The following is a 22384-nucleotide window of genomic DNA, read 5'->3' on the forward strand; positions in this document are numbered from 1 at the left end:
TCGTGAAACGACAACCCTTTTTCGATCGCCTCGCCTCACCACATTTTTGTCGGGCGGCGATCCGGCCCGATTCAACTCCGTTTCTCCTGTGCCCTGGCTTGAAACGAATCCGCTCGGAGTACCCGCATTCTTTGAGGGTCGAGATTGTAGTAGGTTGGCCGGCCCGGCCGACTTTTCGAAGGGCGCATGCTAGCAGTTCCCGCATCGAGAGAGAGGCGAAGTGCCTGTAGGTGGAGCAGCCTGCTCCACCAATCGAAGCTCGTCATCCAGGAGTTCCTGAATCCAGGAGAGAGTTGCCATTGCAGTAGGTTGGCCGGCCCGGCCGACACTTCGAAGCAGCCCATGCTTCGCAAGATCAAGTGGTAATAGAGCGAAGCGGATAAGTCGGGCCTCTAGATCTCCCGATGATCGATTTCGATCTGTGCTCGGTCGCTTCGATTGATGGAGCAAGCTGCTCCACCCAATGGCCTTACGCCCCTCTCGCGATGCGGAAACTTGGGATTTCACGGCTTTCGATTGGGGGCGCGAGGGAGATATCGGGCTCCGCTCTTTGGCTCAATTGATTGTCGTTGCTTGAGTTGCTTCGATTGGTTCACCAAGCTGGTGAACCTACAGGCCTGGCGCCCCTCTCGCGATGCGGGGACTTCGGACTTTGCGGCTTTTGATCGGGGTCGCGAGGGAAATGATCGGCTTCGCTCTTTGGCGCAATTGATTGCTGTTGCTTGGATTGCTTCGAAGCGTCGGCCCAGCGGGCCAACCTACTGGCCTGGTTTCTCCCTCGGCATGCGGGAACAACGAGGATGGGTGCTTTGGGGTGAGCGTTTAGGGAAAGGATCGGCAAGGCTCTTTGGGATGGCGCTTCATCGAGGGTTACGTCGCTTCGAAAGTCGGCCCAGCGGGCCAACCTACAGGCCTTGCGCCCCTCTCGTGAATGCGGGAACTCCCTAGTGGTTCGCTTCGATTAGTTACCCACTTGAAACCCGGTGGCCGGTGTGCCGGTGGTTCGGCATACCGACCATCGGCACACCGGCCACCGGCCCGGGCGGCGACTCCGTGGTGAAAAATCGTAGTCTCCGCTGACCGGGATGAAGAAACTACCTTTTTCGGCTCACCCTATTTCGGGATCCCCCGGATCAGTAATGCTGATGCCGCAAACGCTCAACGTTGATCTGGTCGAGGAAGGCCAGGCCGTCGGAGAGGATCTTTTCCGTTTTGGCCACGTTTTTCTTCACGCCGGATATGAACTGGTTGAGCGCGAATTTGGCGTCCTTGGGCGTGGTATCCGCCTCGAGATGGGTACTGTCGGAAATGAAGGGGTCCTGATTGATCGCGGCGTAGATCGCCGAATAGTCGGCGGCGCCACCTTTTTGCTCCTCGGCCTCGATCAATTTCATGAAATGGTTCGCCTGATCGATCTGGTCGTACAAGACCTCCAGGGTGTTGCGGGCATCGCTGACGTTCTGGTGGAGCAACGGATTGATGCCCGAGTTGACGCCGAAAGTTTCGAAGGATTCCACCGAGGAATCGTCGCCGTCCTGCAAGTGAAGCGGCGGGCTGACGTCCATCGCAAAGTCCCTGGTAAAGTCGATCGGCCGGCTTTGGAACATGGACTTCTTCATGTTGGCTTCGATGCTGAAGGATTTGTCGCTGTCATCGTACTTGATGATGTGGGTCACCCCATCGTCCTGTCGGAAGGGAGAGTCCTCCACAAACGACTTGGCACGCGGCAACTGGCTCAAACCGTCATTGAGGGCGACGGAAGACTTGGCCATGCCTTTTTTGTCGTCAAGTTCATCCACACCGGCCGAAACGATCTGAAGGTGATCGATTTGGCCTTTGAGCGATTCGTCGGCGATGTGTTGGTAGGCGCGGCTCGAATAGTCGCGGCAAATGGCCACGCCCAACTTCAAGCCGGTTTTGGGCGATTCGAACATGAAGGAAGCCGCATCGATCCCCGCACTTCTGGACTTGGTTTGCACCTGCTTCACCGTGTTCTGGGGATGGACCTTGCTCACGTGCGATTGGAACGATTCATGGCGGAAGCTGGAGTTCACATCGTTGCCGTCGTCCGAGCGCACGGAGTAGGCGACCTCGTCGTAATGCGGGCTGTCGATATCGGAGGGGTATACCTTGTTGACGAACTTCATCTGGCCATCGGTACCGCCCTCGATCACAACCGCCTTGTTTTCGAAGGACTTGTACATGGAGCTGTCGCTTTTGACGGAGTACCACTTTTTGAATTGGGCCGGATCCTGAATTTGGTCGGACCGCTTGATATGTTTTTTGTCCTGAATGATATTGCGGCGTTCGGTGGGTGAGAGAATCTTGGGCTGAAAATGGGTTTTGAAATCTTTCATGAGGGCCTTGGCCGCCGCGGCATCTTCCTGGGACTGAAAAAAGGCGTTGATCTTCCGCATCATGCCGGACTTCATGTAGCGGCTTGTCTCTCTCGGCGACTTGAACGGCGCCATCAGTTCGGCCAACATCGCCTTGGCTTCGCCCCACTGGCTGTTGGTCACATATTCGTTGAACTGTGCGATTTGTTCGTCATTGGGGAACTTGGTGGGGTGAATGGCGAAAAGCGACTTCATGGCATCCACGTGTCGATTCATCGTTTTGACACGTGCCGTGATGCTTTGGATGGCTTCGCCGCGATTCATGTCGGATTCCTTGATCTCCTCGAGCGAGGCATCCGGCTTCAGGTCGTGCTTTTTCATCTCCGCGTTCAGCATGTCCCCGACAGTGGCGAGGAGCACCCGCTCACGGGTGGGTTTGGTATAGCTCTCGTCCTGGGTGGAGATGGCCTCCTGGAACGCATCCCGGAGATCCACTTCCAACTGGTCGCTGATCGTGCCTACATCGTCCGCATCAAATTGAACGAGGCTTTCGGGACGTTTGGCAGTGACCATGGTGCCGAGCACGAACACGGCATTCTCGAATTCGGGATTGGAGGCATACTCCTGAATCTGGGCCAGGGTGTAGTCGTGCAACTCCTGATCGAAGGCGTCGCCGTACTTGCTCCAAAAGAATTCGGGCAAGGTGTAGACGTGGGCCGTGCCCTTGCGGTTGTCGGACAGGTTTTGCTGGTGAGCCAGGGCGAAGGCTTCGAACGCTGCCCTGGCCTTTCGGTCGACACTGCCCTTGGAATTCGGCAACTGTTGCCCTTTCGCAATTTGCACCTGGAGCTGCAGGATTTGCACACGCTTGTTGTTGAGATCCTTCTTGGCGCCCAGGCTCACTTCGGTGGCCGGCGTGCTGGAGGCCACGTGACCGGATTTGGTCAGATCGGGCATCGACATGGATCGCCCGCGCTGGCTGGCTTTCAAACCCAGGGGATTGGTTTTGCCCAAATGGGTGGTAGAGGTCGTTCTCTGTAACTGAGACTGTTGTGAGCTAAAAACTGAACGGGTAGACATAGTGACATTGCTCCTGTTTCTTCAATCGTCCGTTGGCACTTCGTCGGTTGCATGGCGCGGCATGGCCACATGCATGGCAATAGGATCCCCGGCCGGAGGCGACGGTGACATCGCAGACGCCTCGGCAAAACCGATGGGTTGATTTGGGACGCACGCCAGGGGAAAAACCCAATGTCTTCGGGCGCGTCGGATGAATGGAGTTGGGACGTACGCCAGGGGGAAAAGCCCGCTGTCTTCGGGCGTGGCGGAGGGGTCGTCCTCGTTGTAAAAGAAACTATCCCAAGATCGTGGAAGAACTATGGAGAAAAAGGGGAGGTTTCGGGGAGATATTGAATGACGAACACGTCAAAGCCCCTTTCCTTCAGACACTTGCATGAGATTCATTCTCATCGTCGCCAATCTCGATCGGTTGCGTTCGAAGAACCCCCGTTGCGAAACCATATGAGTGCAGAAGGTCCGGCCCGCCCTCGCCATGGAACCTGGGTAACGAGTGCCCATTCAGCAACGAAATCATTTCCACAATCCAGGCGACTCGGCTGGATGGGCGCGCGATCGGGTATCAGGTATCAGGTATCAGGTATCAGCAAGATACGTGTTCATAGGCGATTAGCTGACACCTGATACCTGGCTGCCGATACCGGTTGGTGCTGGTAACCATCCCGGTTCGCAGGAGCATGTTCATCAAAACCCTGTTTCGGGACGGACACGAACCAATCCAGCCATTTGGCCGGTGTCCCGCTTCGGGCACCTCGATCCCCTCGGGAATAAAAAATGACCGCGAATCGCGATGAATCTAGCTAATACCTAATAGATTGAATCCGAGGAGCTTTCATGCGGAACGACTTCCCTTTGTCCGGTACCCAGTTGGGAATGTGGATCGACCAACAGCGCTCGCCAGAATCTGTCCAGCGCCTCTGTCCTGCCAGGATCGACTTGAATACGGCAATCGAGGAATCTGCCTGGCGTCGTGCGGTCCACATGGCTTGGGAAACCCAAGACGGATGGAGGATGTCCATCCACGAAGAGGATGGCGAAGTCTTTCAGCGGTTCGATCCCAACATCGAACCCATCGCGATCTACAAGGAATTGAGCGGGGAAGTCGACCCGGAAAAAGTGGCGGAAACCATCTTGTCGGAAGCCACGAGTCGATCCTTTCCCTTGGATGATCCAAAATTCACCTTTTTCCTGTTTCGCATGTCGTCGACTCGATCCAGGATCGCCCTGGTCGGCCATCACGTCTTTGGCGATGGCTGGTGCTATTTGGGATTTCTCGACAAGGTTTTCCAGCTTGCGACAGCCGAGGCACCCAACCCCGACACGAAGCTGGTGAAACACCGCTCCTATCGCAACTTCCTCGAAAAAGAGGCTCGCTATTCAAAGTCTGCGGACGAGACACGAGATCGGGAATTTTGGGAGCGTACCCTCGCCCATCCACCGGCACCACTCATGGCGACACCGCCCGACGAGTTCGAAAGTTACCGCTCGATCCGCAGATTGAATCCCACCCAACGCGCGCAAATCTTCAAGCGTTGTCGTGCCGAAGGCGCCACGGCCTTTCCGTTTTTTCTGGCTGTCCTGGCTTTGTTCCATGGGCGCTACTTCGATCGCGAATCGTTTCTGGTCACGGTGCCCGTCCTCAATCGCGACAACCGTGACGATTTAGAAACGATGGGATTGTTCCTCAAAGTGCTTCCGGTCCCCATCGAGACGCGATTCACCGGTTCATTTTGGGATTTCGTGCGCCACCTTCAAGATCGGGTTAGGGAATGCACCGCCCATCGGCGATTCCCGATGCATCACCACACCCGGTCCGGCGAAATCGGCAAATGTCTTCGTTCCCTGGGACTGTCGTACCTGCCCTACAAGGGCCACGGCAGTCCGGCCCTGGAACAACGCCATCGTCAAGGCGAAGCCGCGGTTTTAACCGTGTTTCAAACCAGAGGAGAGCAGGATTCGCTGATGACGCTGGAGACCCGAACCGACGTGATCGAGGCCGCCCAGAACGAATCGATGCTCGACCAGATCATGGACCAGATCGTTCGCATTTGCGACATGCAGGATCTGCCTGCGGATCAGGTGCCGCTGCTGGCCAAACCCACCGCAGAAACGGCCGCAGCGGCCCCACCGGCGGAAGACCGGAGCTGGGGTACCATCGAAGAACGCTTCTCGAAGATCGTTCGGTCACAGCCCGATCACCTCGCCCTGGAGTTCGGGATGGAGACGCGCACCTACCGGGAGTTGGCGCGGGCGTCCCATCGGATGGCGAGTCAATTGGCGCCAAAGATCGAACCGGAAGCCCGAATCGGCCTCGCCATGCCGGCCTCCATCGATTTCATCACGGCGGCCCTCGCCGTTGTCCGGGCCGGCGGCGTCTACGTACCGCTGGATCCCGAGTACCCCCGCGAACGATTGGCCCAGATGTGCGCCTTGGCCGACATTCGACTGGTCCTTACCCAGGATGGCCAACCGGAAGGGGTTCAGGGTTTGGACACCGAAGTGCGCCGCCTCACCGAACTGCCCCCACCCCGCGAGGACTTCGTTCCCCCGATCCGCCCGGACCTCTCGCTGACCAACATCATCTTCACATCGGGCACGACCGGCACGCCCAAACCGATCGCACTCCCGGCTCGGGGCATGTTGAGACTGGTGGACGTCTGCCGGGACACCGGCTACCTGTCACCCAAGATGCGCCTTGGCCGCATGGGGAACTTGTCGTTCGATTTGAGTAATTTCGAGATTTGGGGAACCCTGCTTTCGGGCGGTACCATCAGCGACATTCCGCGCCGCCTCCTCTTTCAATCGGATCTCTTCGCACGCGCCCTGGCCACCCAACGAATCAGCCACATGCTGCTACCCACGGCGCTTTTTCACCATGTGGTCCGCGAGTCACCCAACTGCCTCGAGCCGTTGAACGGCCTGATCGTGGGCGGCGAACCGGCCAATCCGGGTCTGTTCCGCCAAGCTGCCGCCGCGGCTCGCGACACCCGGATCTACAACGGCTACGGTCCCGCCGAGTGTTCGGTCTTCTGCACCGCCCACCTGATCGATCCGGAGGAAACCAGCTCGCGGATCCCCATCGGCCAAGAGCTGCCCACGGACGACATTTGGATCATGGACCGAAAACTCAGGGCCCTTCCGGACGGGGCCACCGGAGAGATTTTGATCGGTGGGCCGGGGTTGGCCCGAGGTTACCTGAACCGACCCGGTCTCACGGCCGGACGTTTCGTGCCCCATCCCTTCCACGCCGGAGAGCGCCTGTACCGCACCGGTGACCTGGGCCGGCGCCTGCCCGACGGATCGCTGGACATTCTGGGGCGCATCGACAACCAGGTCAAGATCCGGGGCCACCGCATCGAACTGGAAGACGTGGAGACGATGCTCCTGAAACATCCGGACATCCGCGAGACGGCGGTGCTGGCTCTTCCGGACCCGATGGGCGGCCAGTTTCTGGCGGCGTTCGTCGTGTCGCGAAACACCGACAAAGGCGCGATCCGCGCGGACCTGACCGAATACATGCTGCCGTACATGATTCCGGAACGCCTCGCGATCCTCGAGCGTCTTCCCCACACCGCCAACGGCAAGGTCGACCGCAGGGCTTTGGCATCTCAGGTCGAACCGGCACGGGAACCCGACTCGAAAGACACACCCGCCACGGAGCTGGAATCTCAAATCCTGGCCCTCTGGAAGCAGCGTTTCAAACTCGGAACTGTGGCGACCACCGCCAACTTCACCGAAGTCGGCGGCAACTCGCTGGCTGCCATGTACCTCGCGGCCGGAGTCAGCCGCCTCGCCAATACCAAGGTCTCCGTGAGTGACATCTTTCGCCACGGCACGGTGCGCCAATTGGCGGCCGCGATCGAGGCCCGAACGAATTCGGATGCGAACCGGACCCTCACGCAAGCGGAGCGGTCCTTTTTGGTGGAAACGATCAACGACACCGCCCACACCAATCGACACCCGTCCCTGTTCGAGGCCTTCGCCGCGATGGCCACCCGAATCCCGGGCGCGCCGGCTCTCGCGAACAAGGACCGGCAGTGGACCTTCGGCCAGGTTCACCGACAAGCACTGGCACTTGCCGAAACGCTCGTGGTCGCGCACGGTATCGAACCCGACGACCGGGTCGGGATCTTGGCCGATCCGAGCGTGGCCTGTACCACCGCCGTGCTGGCCGTGCTTGCGGCCGGCGCCACCTACGTTCCGATGAGTGCCGCCTTCCCCAGCGCCCGACTGCAGCACATCGTCGAAGACTGCGGGATCGAGCTGATCCTGCACGACCCGAGCTTCGCGCCGTCCGTCGCCGATGCGGTGACCTGGCGGGCCTTTCCCAACGACGAACTTCAGGGCGACGCCTCGTTTTCCGCGCGGCCCCGGCTGCCGCTCTCGCCCGCGACCGTGCTGTACACCTCCGGCTCTACGGGCCGTCCCAAGGGGGCGCTGCTCACCCACGCCGGCATCATGCGCATGGTCGAGGATCGACGCCTCGTCGTGTTGAGCCCCGGCGACACGCTGCTCCAGTCGGGCAATTTCGTGTTCGACGTCTCCTGCTTCGAAATGTTCGCGCCCCTGCTCCGCGGCGCGCGCACCTACATCCTTCCCAAGGAAGAACTGCTTCAACCGGAACTGCTGGAATCGGTCATCCGGCGCGAACGCATCGCGTCGGCCTTCTTCACGACCGCCTATTTCAACGCGCTGGTCGACCTTCGTCCCGGTTTGTTCCCGCTGTTGCGGCACGTGCAGTTCGGCGGTGAAATGTGCTCACCCGACCACATTCAGCGGGCCCTGGCCGCCATCGCCGCGGCAGCGGGGGAAACCCGCATCGTCCACCTGTACGGCCCCACCGAAACGGCGACCCTGGCGACCCTTTTCCCGATCGAACACATCGCGGAAAGCGCGGAAACGATTCCCGTCGGCAAGCCGCTGGTCAACAGTACCGCCTATGTCCTGGGCGAGGCTCTCGAACCGCTACCGCCTGGGGTCACCGGAGAGCTGTACCTCGGCGGCGACGGCCTTGCCCTCGGCTACCTGAACCGGCCGGACCTCACCGCCACCCAATTCATACCCAACCCGTTCCAGCCAGGCGGGCGACTGTACCGCACCGGCGACCTGGCCGCCTGGAGCGAGGCGGGCGACCTGGTCATCAAGGGTCGCACCGACGCTCAGGTCAAAATCCGCGGACACCGCATCGAACCCCAGGAAATCGGACACCACTTGGAACGGCACCCGGCGGTCCAGTCGGCGTACGTGCTGTCGGTCCAGGGCGCGGCGGGCAAGGAACTGGCCGCGTTCGTGATCGCCGGGGACCAGGCCATGAACCCCGACCCGGCGGCGTTTCTCGGCGAGCGCCTGCCGACCTGGATGATCCCCGCCAAGTTCATCTACCTGGACCGTTTTCCGCTGACACCCAACGGCAAGGTCGATCATCGCGCGTTGGCGGAGCACCCGGAACTCCATTACGAGCCGATTCCCATCGCCGATCCCGCCGACAGCTACCCGCTCTCCCACGCCCAGCGACGCCTGTGGTTCCTCAGCCTTTCGGACGAGGGCTCCCGCGCCTACAACATGCCGCTCACCTATCGCATCGCGGGCGATCTCAACCCCGAAGCGCTGCGCAGGACCTGGGCGGACCTGCGCCGACGCCACGAGAGCCTGCGCACGGTCTTCCGCGCCGACAACGGCCATCCCATCCAGCAGATTCTGCCGGACGAGGCTTTCCCGCTCCCCTTTGTCGCCGAGGATCTGCGTCACAAATACCAGCCGGAGGCCGAAGCCAGCCGCCGCTTCGAACGAGAAGCGGGAACCCGCTTCGACCTGGAGAACGGTCCCCTGTGGAAGGTTCTGCTCTTCCGCACGGGCGACCGGGCATGGGCGTTGATGCTCCATCTGCATCACATCATCAGCGACGGTTGGTCGATCGAAGTCACCATGGACGAGCAGCGCCTGCTCTACCTGCACCACCAGGAGGGCACGCCGCTCGAATTGAGCCACAACCGGATCGGTTACAAAGACTTCGCGACCTGGGAACGGCGGTTCGATTTCACCGACATGGAACACCACTGGATGGCCAAGCTGCGCGATCACGCGGGCCCGGTCGCGCTGCCGTACGACCGGCCACCGGGTGATCACCACTTCCAGGGCGCCTACCTCTCGTTCTCGCTCGACAAGGCCCAGACGGCACGCCTGCGCAGCCTGGCCGCCACCGGTCGCACGACCCTGCCCAACGCGGTGCTCGCGCTCTGGGCCCTCGCCTTGGCGCGCTTCAGCAACCAAACCAAATTCAACCTCGGTTACGCCGACGCCAATCGCCGTCACCCCGATCTGACCGGGTTGCTGGGCTTTTTCGTCAACATGCTGGTCCTGCCGGTCGATTTCGAGGACACCCACGATTTCGGTCACATGCTGGCCCGGATTTCGGATTCGGTGTTCGAAGGCCTCGAGCACGGGCTCTACCCGTTCGACCGCCTGGTGGAAAAACTCAATCCCACCCGCGACGCCAATTCGGTCCACCTGATCAACGCGGTGTTCGGCTACCAACGGTTCGGCGCCGAGGACCGCAGCCACCATTCCATCCTCAATCCACAGGGCTTGTTCGGACCGAGCACCGAAGTTCACTCGATGTTCAACCAGGCCTTCGACCACGGCACCTCCAAATTCGACCTGACGCTCTTCGCGTTCGAGCACGAGCACCAGCTCCAGTTCGGTTTGGAGTACGACAGCCGGGTGTTCGAAGAGCGCACCGTGGACCTGCTCGTTCACTTTTTCACGACCCTTTCCAAATACACGAGCTGCCAGGACACGTCGGCAGATATCGACGCCCTGCTGCGCGAGCGGGACCGATTCGCGCTGGAGGCATCCGAGCCGATCGCCATCCAGGAAGACATTGCGGCCCGTTTCTCTCGAATCGCACGGCGACAGCCACGGAAATGCGCCCTCACCGACGGCCTGTCCCACTTGACCTACGAGGAGACGGACACCCTTTCCGACCGCTTCGCCGCGTGGTTGGCGCCGAAGCTCGGCGCACATCGCCGCGTCGTGGTCATGGTGGAGACCGGCCCCGAATTGGGCTGGCTCCTGCTGGGCATCCTCAAGGCCGGCGCCACCTACGTGCCGCTCAACCCGGGCTTGCTCCACCGCCACGTGAAGCGGCTGGTCGAAGACGCCGGCGTACGCGTGCTGGTGACCGATTTCGCCCATCAGCACCAAGCCGAGGAACTGTTGTGGCACTTCCCCAACCTGCAGCACCTGTTCAACATCGAAGGCGACGGCCACGCGCTCGTGGAACAGCCCGGTGAATTGGGCGACGTCACGCTCTGGGACTACGTGGGCACCTCGGCCGCCGACGACATCGACGCGGGTGGCTGGCAGGACAGTTACACGGGCAAACCCTTCAGCCGCACCGTCATGGACGAATACGGCGACAACGCGCTGGACAAGCTTCGACCCTACCTGACACCCGACACGCGCGTGCTGGAAATCGGCTGCGCTTCGGGGATTACCATGGTTCGCGTGGCCCCGTTGGTCGGCCGCTACGTGGGCCTTGATCTTTCGCCACGCGTCCTGGCCCACGCCCGTGCGCGTGTCGAAGACGCGGGTTGGGACCACGTCCGCTTGGCTTGCCTGGAGGCCGTGGACGTGGACATGCTGGACGAGGAGGGTTTCGACCTGATCGTCATCAATAGCGTCATTCAGTGCTTCCCGGGTTACAACTACCTGCGCGAGGTGTTGGCCAAATGCGTCCACAAGCTCGGGCCGACCGGTCGCATCTTTCTCGGCGACGTGATGGATCTGGCCCGCAAACAGGAAATGATCGTCTCCCTGCGCGCCCACCTGGCCTATTCGCCAAAAGCCAAGACCAAGATCGATTGGTCCAACGAGCTCTTCCTGTGCCATGCCATGCTCGCCGACCTGGCCCACGACCTTCCGGCCATTCGCGCCATCGAGATCGGCGACAAGCGGCCCTGTGATTTCGACAACGAGTTGACGCGCTATCGCTTCGACATCTTCCTGGAAGTCGACCGTGAATCTCGGGACCAGGTGTTCCCCCGCCTCAAGGAACGCCACGATCGAAGGAGCCTGCCACTGCGTCCCGATCGAGTTGCCGCACCCGCGAACCCGGTGGCGCTCGTTCACCACGCCTCACGTCGCGACATCGCCATCGATCAAAAGGGCATCCTGAACCTGGTGACGGACCAGGGCGATTTGGCCCTTGCGCAAGACGACCGCGTGCTCCTGGTCCATCAGCCTTTCGAGGAAGTCCACCTGTTCGAGCTGTTCGGCAGCCTGCTCAACGGCGCCACGGCGGTGATCGCCCCGCAAGACGTGCTGGCGAACGGCGCCGACTTGGCCAGGATCTGGCGCGATCGACAGGTGACCGTGGCACTGCTGCTGACCCCGGTCTTCCACGATCTGGTCGCCGGGAATCCCGCCGCACCGGCCCCCCTGCGCAAACTGATCACGGGAGGCGACCGGCTCGAGCCGGAGTACGTCGCATCGGTGCGTGAGGCGTGTCCCGCGCTGCAACTGGTCCACGCCTGGGGACCGTCGGAAGCGACCGTCATGACCACCACGCTCACACTCGACCGCCCATACCATCAAATCCCGGCAGGTAAACCGTTAGCCGGCAACGAGATATTGATTCTGGACCAAGAGGGCAGGCCGACTGCGACGGGCATTGCCGGTGAGGTCTTCGTCGGCGGCGCAAGCCTGGGTCCCGGCTACTTGGACGAAGAGGAAACACGCGATCGGTTCGTTCGGCTGCCCCACCGGCCACGAGGGCACTGGTTTCGCACCGGAGACCGGGGGCGCGTGGACGTATTCGGGAACCTGCACATCCTCGACGACACGCAGGTAGGACGGCGCCATCAGGAGGCCGTTCCGGAGGAGCCGTCCGAGTTGACGGCGTCCGACGCCACGCTCGCCGCATCCATTCTGCGCATTTGGTGTCGCGAATTGAACCAAGCCCACATCGAACCCCACCACAATTTCTTCGAGATCGGCGGCCACTCGCTCAAGGCTGTCCGCGTCCTGCACCGCATGCAGGAGGAGCTGGATCTCAAGATTCCGCTGGCCGTGTTCTTCAACCATCCCACGGTTTCCGGCCTGGTGCGGGCGCTCCAGTCGCGCGGCGATCAGGCCGAATGGCTGATGCTCAGCGAAGACCACCCCAACCTGCCGGATATTTACTTCATTCCGCCAGGCATGGGTCAGCCGCTCATTTTCAAAGGGTTGGCCCAACGGTTGAGCGGTCGCTTCAACGGAGTCGGCATGTTCTACCCCTCCTCCCGCGACGCCTGGACCCTGGAGACCATGACCCAATCCATCTTCCACGGCATCATGAAGCGCCACCGAAGCGGTCCGGTGTACTTGGTCGGGTACTCGCTGGGTTGCAACCTGGCCTTTCAGATCGCCAAGGAGCTGGAGATCCACGGGCACCCCGTCAACGTGGTGCTGATGGACGGCCTGGTCCTGGACGGTCGCAAGCGATTCGGAGACGACCGCAACTACGAAATGGAGCAATGGCTGGCGACCTGGAACTTCGAGGATCGCGAAGATCTGGCCGAATGCCTGGCGCTCTGCTTCGACGCCATCAGCGGCCGCACGACCCTGGGCTCGATCGCGGGCGACCTGCTCGCGATCGAGGCCCGCGACAACCCGGTCGCGACCGAGATGGAGAAGTGGAAAGGGTTCTGCGAGGGCGAATTCCGCCACCTGAAACTGCCAGGCAACCATTTCACCATGCTGCTGGAGGACAACGGCAACCTGGACCATGTGGCAGATCTCTTGGAAGAGCGGTTCCGCTGACCATGCCTCCGCGTTTCGCGCCAGGTGCGTCGCGGCAGTGACTGCGGATTTTTACCACGGAGTCGCCGCCCAGGCCGGGGGCCGGATTGCCGGACCACCGGGTTTCAGGTGGGTAACTAATCGAAGCGAATCGTTTGGGAGTTCCCGCATTTGTGAGAGGGGCGTCGTTGCAGTAAGTTGGCCCGCCGGGCCGACATTTTTCGACGAACTCCCCGCACATCCGCCTTTTTAGGTTTTTATCTTTATCTTCGAGCTTTACAGAGTTTGTTACATAAGAGCCGCGAACCAGCGGGCAAACCCGCTCGATTTCGAGAAAGAAACAGCACACCTGGTTTCTGGCGAAGGGCCATGGGTCGTTCATCCAAAAAATTTAGCAGGAACGCATGAACATCGGAAACCAGGAAAGGATCGGCATTTGGTGTCACATCATGGTCCTGCTTTTCCTGGTTTCGATCATTCCTGCCTTCCTGATCAAGATTTGACGACGGCAAGACCCAGCTCAGGTTGAATACACCACTTTGTTTCAAGAGAGTTCACAGAGGGAAAGGAGTTAATTGCACTCACCGTAAGTGTCTTAATTTTCAACCACTCTCGCTGTCGCTGTTGGTTTTGAGATACTTTTGCTCGCAGTATGGATGGTTGGACGCGGCTGAGGCTGGTGTCCAACTATCCACAGGTTCCCTTCTTCGAAAGCAAAGGCACATTGTTTCTAGCCGTCTCTTTCACTTTTGATTGAGATCCTTTTCACTAGAACCCTCTCCGTCTTACATGTGGATTAATACCTCAAACTATGTGTCTTTTTCACACTATAAAAGACATTCCTACCTTGAGCTCAAATCTCGATATTCTCATCTGATGATGGGTGGTGACCAACACCAGACAAAATACGGATTTTTTATAAAACAACATTGCCTCATCTCTCAAAAATCACTTTTATAAATTTAAGCGATCAATGTAAAATATTACCATTTCCAAGCACATGATAATTTTCGATATCAGGAGCGCGAAATCTCGGAATGTCTTTCGAGGAACACTTAGATCCCATTTGCGATTTTTTCAAAAAATGGATTAAGCCTCAAGAGGCAGAAGAGACATTACACAAACTGTCTTTATTGAATGCAAAAAAAGCGTTAGAGCTTTTCCTGCCTGGTTCCTCCATGCAGGAATCTCCCGCATCGTGATCATCGGATCCACTCAACCCGGTGTTCTCGCTCGGACGGACGAATCCCCCTTCGCCCTCGAATACCAATTTCCGATCATGCCTCGCAAACCACCTGCGCGGCAGGAGGGCTGAAACTCTCTTGAATCAACCGGTGGCGACCGAACGGGAGGAATCGAAATGGCCCAGTCGGAAGGAAATTGTGCCGAACCGCAGGATAAAAAAAACGAAGAAACAGACCATCCCCAATCTGTGATGCGATCGAATACCTCATGGTATACCACAGATCATCCAGGCGTTATTGAATTCACCAGTGTCCATGCACCATGGGAAATCGACTCAGCCCATATCACGCAAATCTATGCCAGCCCTCCCAACTGCGTCATTGGAAAACCCAGTCCAACCGGCCCCTATCCCGAATCGATTCTATTTCCAAATGCGACACCCTTCACGTTTCATCCCCATGTTGCACATACAGGGCAGGGATCAAAAAATCTCTTCATTGGCTTGTCCCAAGGCGACGAGTTTGTACTCGTGGGCTTTCGTGTCGACCAAGATTATTTGAGGCCCGTCACGCTTTACGGATACTGGATGGATTTTCGTCCCTTATTAGAAAAGTCTCGTGATGCCAAGGACCTTGTTCCCTTTAATGACTTCAACAAGGCCTTCGATGAACTAAATAAAGGTAGCAAAAGTGGCGCGGACTTTATCAATGAATTCCTCGCGATCCAAAAAAAAATGACCGGTGGGACCGGCACATATGGCGCCGGAAATCAGGGGACCTGACATGAATGGGTACACCGCGAAGTATTTCCAATCCATAAGCCCGCTCAAAGCCACACCTCCCACACCCTATTCGCCAAAAACGCCATTCCCCGAGCTCATCCGGGAGAACCACGCCTATTTCGGACTGGAATCCTGCGAAACCTATCCATTCCCACCCATCAGGATTCGGTTGTTGGTGATCGTCGATGGCAAACTTCAATTCGACAACTCGCCTTGGGGTCTATCCAAAATGTTGCACGCACTCCTGTTCAATCCACAATGGTGGGTCAAATTCTACATCACCTGTGCACACCGTCAAAAATCGAAGACGTTGAAACTGAAGAACATCTTGGGCAAAGATATTCGCAACAGCAGCATCTGTAAGCGCATCAAAGAGCACGATAACTCACCGTTCAGATTCGAGCGCGATACGATTTGTACAAAGGGCCGAAACCGAAACGAGGTCAGGTTCAAATTCGATCAAATCTGGTTTTTCGGGACACTGGCCGATACCGACCCCCTCCAGCCGCACGAAGTGGACATCCTGCGAAGTTTCATGGATGCAGGATACGGGGTCTTCGCCACGGCGGATCACGGCCTCCTGGGCAATGCGCTCTGTGGTCGGCTTCCCCGCGTGCGGCGCATGCTGCACTTTTCGAAGGATCCTCTTCCAAATACCACCACTCATCGAAACAATACCGTACATCCCCGAACCCCTCCCGACCCGTTGTTTCCGGAACACCAGTCGGATGAAATCCCCCTTTCGCTGAACGTGCGGTATTACTACGACTACCAACTCACGCATCCCCTTCACGAACAACAGATTGTCGACCCCCTCCTCTTCCGCAGATATGCACTGCCCCATCCCATTCTTTCGATGCCTTGGCCCCTGAACGAGGTCAACGCATTGCCGGATCACCCTCACGAAGGCGAGGTCCTGGAATGCACCAAAGAAGCGCTGGAAGACATAGGTGCTAAAAAGGGTCCGGGCATCGGGCCCTTTGTCAACGAATTTCCCTATGCCGCCAGAGATTCATCCACGTCATTGCCTCAAGAACCGCCGAGACTACCTTGGGAAATCGTGGGGTCCACGTTCAATCGGAGCACCAAACTGTTGGTGGATCGAAACTTCCAAGAAGACCAAACACAGGGCGATCGACCCCCTTCGGAATTTGGCGCGGTGGGCGCCTACAACGGCTTTCTGGCTCTAGACCCGGTTGGGCGGATCGCGGTGGATTCTTCGTTTCACCACTGGACCAACCTCAATTTGAGAGGTTGGCCCGATTGGCACCGTCTGGGAGAAGCTCAAAAGAAAGAGAACCTGACCCGCGAGGAAGAACAAGCATTCGCCAACATCAAAAAAATAAGAGGGTACTATACCAATCTTGCGACCTGGCTCGCTCCCTGGGAAACCCAGCGCCTGATATCCGTCCACGCGATTGCCTCATCCATCCAGCGAACCCCTCTCGAGGAAGCCCTGCCCGATCCGCCGCCTCACAATCTCGCCAACTATTTGAGGTTTGGCCAGCTCACCATTTACCACCTACTCCCGCTCGTGGCGGAAACCCATATTCGCACCTGGTGGATCTATTTTCTGGAGCCAGGCCAAGCAGGTTCACTCCTCGACGAGCATAATCTGAGGGTCGATTTCCATCTGGAAGTGCTGGACGAATGTCTGCTGGGTGCCATTGTCCTGTGGTATTGGGAATACTGGTGGAAAGATGGAAGATTACCCAATGTCGAGGACTTGATCGTCGTCGCGGATGAAGCCATAAGGAGTGGATGGGAACATTACAAACGGGCATACATCACACAAACCAAAAAAGCTTCGGAAGCACTGATCAAACGAATCGACAAACTTTTATATCCAACCCCCGGCCCTTGACCTAAATAGAGCGATTCTGGGTGGGCACGATCCCATACGGTCCCAGTGAAGGCGCCTCTGTGTCCTCGGTTCCAAACGAACCTGCGATACAAAGAAGTGTCGCGAACTGGGACCTTATCCTTGGATGGTCGAGGTGCGAACCCCGGCGTTGCCGCTCGTCATGCCTCCGAAACGGGAAACGGCATCCATCCGACTTGCTCTTGAAATCGATCACGCGTCTTCGTATGTTGGAACCATCCACCCTCCAGCATCCAACGCTCGGAAAAGCCATGCCGTTCGCTTCGAAACCCACCGGTCGTTCCGCCATGCCCAGCCTGGTTCCCTCGATGACCACGCTCACCCTTCGCCTTGCCCTGGGAGTGATTCTAGGGTACTCGATCGGATGTCGTTCCATGCCCGCCCCCACGGGCGCCAGGGAGGCCACCTCCCCCAAGCTGGAGGCAGAGGCGCTCCCTCCTCCGCCGGAACCCCCGCCTTTGGGACCTACCGATCACCATGTGGCCGAGTGGTATTGGAAGCAGGCGGAGAAGGCACGGAAGCGCGGTACGCCCGCGTGGCTGAGGCGTTCGGTGGAACAGTATGATTGCGCGGCGGAACTGTATGCGCAATCCGGCGACGAACTCGGGGAGGCCCGAGCCCGAAACGCGGGGGGACTGGCCTGGTTTGAATTGGACGACTACGACGAGGCGGAGGCCTGGCTGAGCACCGCATTGAGTATCCGGGAACGCGAGGGGGATGCATTCGAGCGCGCCCAAACCTTGAACAATCTGGGATTGGTACAACTCGGGAAGGGCCTTCCCAAACAGGCTTATCCCTACTTTCTGCGTGCCCTGCCCCTCTGGCAGGAAGCGGAAAAGCCCATGGAAACAGCCTTCACCTGGAATTGCATGGGCGGCGCTTGGGATCAATTGGACCAACCCGCCGCCGCCCTGGAACAATACCGGAAGGCATACGAGGTCCTCGATCACTACCAGGAAGAAGAAGCCCTGTGGGGAAAAGCCTTTGTGGCCAACAACATCGGGGTTGTGCTCAATTACCTGAACGAATTGGATCGAGCTTCGAGTTTCCTCGAGATGGCGCTGGCCATTTGGCCAAAGCTGGACAACCCGAGCGGCGAAGCCCAGACACTCAACAACCTCGGTTGGACACGCCGTCTTCAGGGCGATCCCGAGGCCGCGCTCGACCTGCACCGGCGTGCGCTTTCCAAAAGCGGCGCGATTCGCGATCGCGCCTTTTCCCTTCACAACATCGGGGTGGTCCATTTCGAACAAAACCGGCTTCGAGCATCGGAACGATACTTCAACCGAGCTCTGGAGCTGCGCGAATCCATGCAAGATCATCGTAGCGCGGCCTATTCCCACTACAGTCTCGCCCGCACGGCTGCGCTCTTGGGTAACCCCGACGCCGACGACCGATTCAAAGACACCCTGCATCGCGCCCGGAAGGTGGGCGACGTGGCTTTGGAAATCGAGACATTGGTGGGGCTCGCATCGCTGGCGCGTTCACGTCAGGACCCGGCCTCCGCGCTGACGCAGGTTAACCAAGCCATCGACCTGAGCGAGCACCAACGCGTAAAAGTCCCGCACGGCGACATGCGGGCCGAGTACCTCGCAACCAAGATGAGGGCCTACCAATTGCGCATCGACCTTTTTCTCGACCTGCATCGCCAACGACCTACAGAGGGCTTCGACGGCCTCGCGCTCGCAGCCACAGAGGCAGCCCGCGCCCGCTCCTTGGCCGACTCGCTTCGAAAAACAAAGGAAATCCGAGACTTTCCCTATACCGAATCCAATCGCGACACCACTTCAGGCAAGCGCGATGCAGCGGGATCTTCAAAGGCGAACCCTATCGCGGAACCGCATGTGACAGAACCGTTCATGGCCGCGTCTCTCGAAGATTCGGCGGGGAGCCGACTCTCGAAGGCGCTCGACAGCCCGGCAAGCTCACCAGGAGGGCCCGAAAGTGCGGTAGCGAAGCTTCTTGAATCCCGGACCGCCGAGGCGGCGGCTTGGCTGGACACCGTCCGAACGTCCCTTTTGGGCGAGGAAGATTTGCTCATCTACTTTTGGCTGGGAGACGATCGGGGCTACGCCTGGATCCTCGATCGAGAGACACTGATCAGCGTCGAACTCCCTGCCCGCGCAGCCCTTGTGGGAATGATTCGAACCACCTCCTACCGGGCAAAACACCACGTGATCAACGCACAGTCCATCGAAATCGCGGCCCGGAATTTGAGCGAAGCCCTCTTCGGAGATCTTTCCCCATATCTGACCAAACACCGCTTGATTCTCGTACTCGATCCAGGCCTGCTGGGCGTCGCGTTCGCAGCGCTCCCCCTACCTCGAGGATGTAACCCGGGCACCGACGAAACGTGGATGATCGACCGTTTCGAGCTGATTCAAACACCTTCGATCCAAACGCTCGCCCTACTGCCCCAAGTCCCCGTCTTCGAAACAACGGAAACGGCAACCGTCGCGGTCTTCGCGAATCCCACCTACACTCCAACCAACGAACGAAAGAGCACGCCTCCACCATCCCCGCCTACGGGTCAACCATCGGCGCGGCTTACCGATGCTTCCGCCGATCCATGGCGGTCTCCGGCACAGACGGAGCTGGTCCCCTTGCCGTTCTCCAGAACCGAAGCGATGAATATCCAACGCATCGTAGGACCTGGACGAACGGTCATCCGCCTTGGCCCCTCTGCGGCCCGGCTTCCCCTGTTGCGCGGGTTCGGCCGCGATCATCGGATTCTGCATTTTGCCACGCATGCCACCTCCGACAGTGCCCGTCCCGAACGATCCGGCTTATGGTTAAGTACTTGGAACGAGGAAGGAAAGGCAGTGAACGGCCTACTGAATCTCCACGAAATCTATGGGTTGGAATTGAACGCGGGATTGGTCGTACTCAGTGCATGCGAGACAGCGCGAGGTGCCGAAATCCGGGGCGAGGGAGCGCTGAGTCTGGCTCGCGGTTTCATGGTTTCAGGCACCCCGCGAGTGGTTGCAAGCCTCTGGCGTGTCTCGGATGAAGGTACCGCCCATCTGATGACACACTTTTACGAAGGCGTGTTCCAACGACAGTTGGCACCGGCAGCGGCGCTGCGCCGAGCCCAGTTGGCACTGAGATCCAGTGGCGATTGGTCGTCCCCCTACTACTGGGCCGGTTTTCAGCTATATGGTCGTTGGGATTGACCCACAGGATTCCACTGAGGCGCGGCGACGAAACAGCCATCATCATGCGGACCGATGAGTTGAGCCGAGTGCCGATAAGTTCGAGTCGGTTTCCGAGTCCCAACCATGCCAAAGATAACCGGTCCCGATCATCAACACTTCGGGTTTGAACGTCGTGCTCACGAAGGGGAGGCTAACCTCCTGCAAGCGGGTGGTTTTGCGAGGAGTGGTATACTGGGCTCCTGCTTTTTTCGCGGTCCTATCCCAATCGACGAGTGAGGTCGAACATGTCAGACGAGAACAAGATCACCCTCGGCGGCTGCCTGTGCGGCTCCGTGCGATACCAGGTCAAAGGCCCCCTACGCGACGTGGTCAACTGCCATTGCAGCATGTGCCAGCGCCAACACGGCAACTTCGGCCCACACACCAAGGCGCGTAAAGTCAACATCACCATCACCAAGCGCGAGGGGCTCGCCTGGTACAAGACTTCCGACGTCGCGCGGCGCGGCTTTTGTCGCGAGTGTGGTTCCGGCCTGTTCTGGGAGCCGTTTCACCTCGACGCGACCGGCATCATCGCCGGCACCCTCGACGGCCCGACCGGGCTGAAAACCATGGGCCACATCTTCGTGGGCGAGAAATCGGATTTCTACGAGATCCAGGACGAATTGCCGCAATTCGAAAAATCCTCGAACGGGCAACTGGTGAACGATTACAAGTAATGGGCGGAGGTGGTGCGGGTAACGAACTCACCCGGCCAAGCGATCCAGCCGCAGGCGGTGCCGTTCGTCGAACAGGCGACGGGCCGTCAGGCGCACCGAACAAATCACGCCCAGGCCGGTTCCCGCCGCGATCAGGAACATGATCAGGATTTGGTACTTCACCGCCTCGGTCGGTGGGCTGCCCGCCAGGATCTGACCCGTCATCATGCCGGGCAGGCTCACCAATCCCGCCGCGGCCATCGCGTTGACGATGGGGATCAGGCCGGCGCGAATGGCTTCCCGCGAAAGGGCCAACAGCGCCTCCGTGCGATCCTGACCCAACAACAGCCGCTGCTCGATGGTTTCCTTTTCGCGGATCACCGATTGAAGCAGGCGATCCACCCCCAGGGCGACGCCGGTCATGGTGTTGCCCAGCAGCATGCCCAGCAGCGGAATGGCGTACTGCGGGTCGTACCAGGGCTCGACGCCGATCATGGTGCGCAGCCCCAAAAAAGTGACACCGAACGAGGAAACCATCATCGAGGTGGTGCCCACGCCGAAGCCCCACCAACCGCGCAGGGGGCGTTTTTGGCGCGCCATCACTTCCCTGCCCGCCGCCAGCAACATGATCGAGGCCACCAAGGTGGTCCACCACCAGGCTTCGTTGTCGAAAATGAACTTCAGGACCAGACCCAACAGGGAGAGCTGGACCGCGGTGCGAAGGGCACCGATCACGAGTTGCCGGCCGATGCCCAGCCGCGTGCGCCAACTGATCAAGGCCAACACCAGGACCAACGAGGCCGCGATGGCCAAGTCCAACGGGGTCAGGGCGATGACACTCATGATTCCGCCTCCGCCGGCCGTGTTTCGATGTGGAATCGGCGATTGGATACCCGTTCGATCTGGGCCGGCTCGTGGCTCACCCACAAGACAGGCGCGCCCAGGTCTTTTCGATAGCGCGCAATCACCGTTTCGACCCGTCGCTTGTTGTCCTCGTCCAGGCTGGCCGTGGGTTCGTCCAACAGCAACGCCTTGGGCCGGTGGGCCATGAGGCGCAACAACGCCAGGCGTTGTCGTTCGCCGGTGGACAGGCGATGGATCTGCCAGTCCCACACATCCTCTGCGAAACCCAAGTCGGCCAAGTCGTCCGCGCGGCGTTCGTCGAAGTGCTCGCCCACGGTTTCGAACCACCAACGGCTTTCGGTGGGAAGAAAGCCAACCAGACGCCGCCAGGTGGGCGCACTCATTTCGTTGCGGGATCGGCCGTCGAGAAACACGTCGCCTCGATTCGGGTCCAGGTCGGCGATGGCCCGCAGAAGCAGCGATTTCCCGGAACCGGAGGGGCCCACCACGCAGAGGCACTCGCCCGCACCGACGTGCACATCGATGGGATCTCTTCCAAAGGCCTGCAGCCGCTTGATGTCCAGGTCGGGCATAGGCGGTTCCCGCGCTCCACCAAATCCAATTCGTGCAGGCAAGTATACCCGAGATGG

General features: G+C 59.3%; 9 protein-coding genes. 5 read left to right on the forward strand and 4 right to left on the reverse strand.

What is annotated here, in order from left to right:
• Positions 1-1133 precede the first annotated feature (1133 nt).
• Entirely contained in the window at positions 1134-3416 is a 2283-nt protein-coding gene (locus J3U87_RS33780; RefSeq protein WP_237380413.1) for a hypothetical protein, read from the reverse strand.
• Positions 3417-4247: 831 nt separating this feature from the next.
• Here J3U87_RS33780 and J3U87_RS33785 point away from each other — a divergent pair.
• Together J3U87_RS33785 and J3U87_RS33790 are read left to right on the forward strand one after the other, a co-directional pair.
• A complete protein-coding gene (locus tag J3U87_RS33785) occupies positions 4248-13214 on the forward strand; it encodes a non-ribosomal peptide synthetase (protein WP_272932444.1) in 8967 nt (2988 codons plus the stop codon).
• Between the two features lie 1339 nt (positions 13215-14553).
• Positions 14554-15159 carry a hypothetical protein gene (locus J3U87_RS33790; protein WP_237380415.1) on the forward strand — a complete coding sequence of 202 codons (606 nt, stop codon included), beginning with the start codon at positions 14554-14556 and terminating at the stop codon, positions 15157-15159.
• A 385-nt stretch (positions 15160-15544) separates the two neighbouring features.
• Here J3U87_RS33790 and J3U87_RS33795 read toward each other — a convergent pair whose 3' ends face one another.
• Complete coding sequence (locus J3U87_RS33795) at positions 15545-15844, reverse strand: hypothetical protein (protein ID WP_237380417.1); 300 nt, start codon at positions 15842-15844, stop codon at positions 15545-15547.
• 408 nt (positions 15845-16252) lie between these two features.
• On the opposite strand from J3U87_RS33795, the gene J3U87_RS33800 reads away from it, so the two are divergent.
• From J3U87_RS33800 to J3U87_RS33810, 3 genes are all read left to right on the forward strand, one after another.
• Complete coding sequence (locus J3U87_RS33800) at positions 16253-17023, forward strand: hypothetical protein (RefSeq protein ID WP_237380419.1); 771 nt, start codon at positions 16253-16255, stop codon at positions 17021-17023.
• Positions 17024-17292: 269 nt separating this feature from the next.
• Positions 17293-20214: a CHAT domain-containing protein gene (locus J3U87_RS33805; protein ID WP_237380422.1), complete on the forward strand. Its 2922-nt coding sequence runs from the start codon at positions 17293-17295 to the stop codon at positions 20212-20214.
• 266 nt (positions 20215-20480) lie between these two features.
• Positions 20481-20912, forward strand: a complete 432-nt coding sequence (locus tag J3U87_RS33810) for a GFA family protein (RefSeq protein ID WP_237380423.1) — start codon at positions 20481-20483, stop codon at positions 20910-20912.
• Positions 20913-20939: 27 nt separating this feature from the next.
• Here J3U87_RS33810 and J3U87_RS33815 read toward each other — a convergent pair whose 3' ends face one another.
• On the reverse strand, positions 20940-21734 hold the full coding sequence (locus J3U87_RS33815; RefSeq protein WP_237380425.1) for an ABC transporter permease: 795 nt from the start codon (positions 21732-21734) through the stop codon (positions 20940-20942).
• On the reverse strand, positions 21731-22327 hold the full coding sequence (locus tag J3U87_RS33820; protein ID WP_237380427.1) for an ABC transporter ATP-binding protein: 597 nt from the start codon (positions 22325-22327) through the stop codon (positions 21731-21733). Before J3U87_RS33820 ends, J3U87_RS33815 begins: the two co-directional genes overlap by 4 nt.
• Between the last annotated feature and the right edge of the window lie 57 nt (positions 22328-22384).

It is taken from the genome of Sulfidibacter corallicola, assembly GCF_017498545.1.
Taxonomy (GTDB): Bacteria; Acidobacteriota; Holophagae; order Acanthopleuribacterales; family Acanthopleuribacteraceae; genus Sulfidibacter; species Sulfidibacter corallicola.

Bases quoted from the DNA above. Each gene is read 5' to 3' on its own strand.
- J3U87_RS33780 (WP_237380413.1), bottom strand. From the start codon at position 3,416: ATGTCTACCCGTTCAGTTTTTAGCTCACAACAGTCTCAGTTACAGAGA.
- J3U87_RS33785 (WP_272932444.1), top strand. From the start codon at position 4,248: ATGCGGAACGACTTCCCTTTGTCCGGTACCCAGTTGGGAATGTGGATC.
- J3U87_RS33790 (WP_237380415.1), top strand. From the start codon at position 14,554: ATGGCCCAGTCGGAAGGAAATTGTGCCGAACCGCAGGATAAAAAAAAC.
- J3U87_RS33795 (WP_237380417.1), bottom strand. From the start codon at position 15,844: ATGTACGGTATTGTTTCGATGAGTGGTGGTATTTGGAAGAGGATCCTT.
- J3U87_RS33805 (WP_237380422.1), top strand. From the start codon at position 17,293: ATGCCGTTCGCTTCGAAACCCACCGGTCGTTCCGCCATGCCCAGCCTG.
- J3U87_RS33810 (WP_237380423.1), top strand. From the start codon at position 20,481: ATGTCAGACGAGAACAAGATCACCCTCGGCGGCTGCCTGTGCGGCTCC.
- J3U87_RS33815 (WP_237380425.1), bottom strand. From the start codon at position 21,734: ATGAGTGTCATCGCCCTGACCCCGTTGGACTTGGCCATCGCGGCCTCG.
- J3U87_RS33820 (WP_237380427.1), bottom strand. From the start codon at position 22,327: ATGCCCGACCTGGACATCAAGCGGCTGCAGGCCTTTGGAAGAGATCCC.